At 34.8% G+C, this 1,407-nt stretch carries 2 protein-coding genes; both read left to right on the top strand.

Features of this window, described 5'->3' with window-relative positions; all coding sequences use genetic code 11:
* Nucleotides 1-43: 43 nt before the first annotated feature.
* On the top strand, nt 44-448 hold the full coding sequence (locus G7Y57_RS17820; protein ID WP_165027350.1) for a hypothetical protein: 405 nt from the start codon (nt 44-46) through the stop codon (nt 446-448).
* Nucleotides 449-450: 2 nt separating this feature from the next.
* Nucleotides 451-1,332, top strand: coding sequence for an IS3 family transposase (locus tag G7Y57_RS17815; RefSeq protein WP_165027347.1), 882 nt, complete (start codon nt 451-453; stop codon nt 1,330-1,332).
* The last annotated feature ends 75 nt before the right edge of the window (nt 1,333-1,407 follow it).

Genomic DNA, 1,407 nt, shown 5'->3' with positions numbered 1-1,407 from the left:
TTGTCTTGTCCTAAAATAGGTTGACAATAAAACATGTAAACCAATGACAGGACAAAAAAGAAGAGGTAGCTTGCCTCGATTATTAAAACAAGAGATTATTCAGGACTATTTAAGTGGTCGTAAGAGTTCCTATATGCTCAGTATCGAACATGGTATTACCATCAACAGTATAAACAAGATGGTAAACCGATATAAACAGAAAAATCTTTTTATATTTGAGAATCAATTATCCACACCGATTATGGGACGTAAGAAGAAAAGCACACCCGAAAACCTAAACTGGAAACTGGAAAACGAAGAATTGAAACGTCAATTGAATTTAGCCCAACTCAAACTTGAAGGTTATCAGATTATGGGCGATATCCTTCAAGAAGAATATGGAATTGATTTACTAAAAAAATCCGAAGCCAGGCAATCTTCCGACTCAAAGAGCGACACACAGAAGTAGGCTTGCAGACTTTATGTGGATTGTTTGGCTACACAAGGCAAGCCTATTATAAGCAATTGAATAAAAACGCTCAGAAGATCTTAGACAGAGATTTTATTATTACCCAAGTACAACTCATTCGTAAAGATATGCCTCGTTTGGGATGTAAGAAAATACATTTCCTATTGAAAGAAAAAGGCATGGATATCGGAAGAGATACTTTGTTCGATGTCCTTCGTGAAAACTGCATGTTAGTTAAGAGAAAGAAGAAGTACGCAGTAACTACTAATTCAAAGCACTGGATGAAAAAATATCCCAATCTGATAAGAGGTTTTAATTTTACACATCCTAATCAGTTATGGGTAAGTGACATTACTTATATACCCACTGACAGGGGATTTGTTTATCTTTCACTGATAACCGATGTGTATTCACATATGATAGTGGGTTATAATTTATCAGAGACATTAGAACGAGATGGAGCTGTTAACGCATTAATGATGGCATTAACTAATATTCCAGCAATACAAAGAACTGGTTTGATACATCATTCGGACAGAGGAACTCAATACTGTAGTTATGATTATGTAAAACTGTTAAAGCAAAATCATATCCGAATCAGTATGACTGAAAACGGAGATCCTTATCAGAATGCTCTGGCAGAAAGAATAAACGGCATCTTAAAAGATGAGTGGCTGGATCATGAGCGGTTTATCTGTTTTGATCAGGTAAGGCGAAGGGTGGATGAAATCATTGCCATTTATAATTGTAAACGACCTCATTTAAGCTGTGATATGAAAACTCCAAGCCAGGCTTATCTCTTATCAGGAACAATCAAAAAGCAATGGAGTAAAAGAGCTTATAAAAACTATCGAAATAAAACATTCGATGTAAACCTAGGATAGGAATATATATTTTTATGATAAAGCTAACTATTTATTATTCATAATCTGTCAACTTATTTTAGGACAAGACAGTCT

The organism is Dysgonomonas sp. ZJ279, assembly GCF_011039205.1.
Lineage (GTDB): Bacteria > Bacteroidota > Bacteroidia > Bacteroidales > Dysgonomonadaceae > Dysgonomonas.
The sequence above is the reverse complement of the archived record's forward strand: the minus strand, read 5'-3'. Positions and strand labels throughout refer to the sequence as shown.

Coding starts and splice junctions, on each gene's coding strand:
- G7Y57_RS17820 (WP_165027350.1), top strand. CDS start 44: ATGACAGGACAAAAAAGAAGAGGTAGCTTGCCTCGATTATTAAAACAA.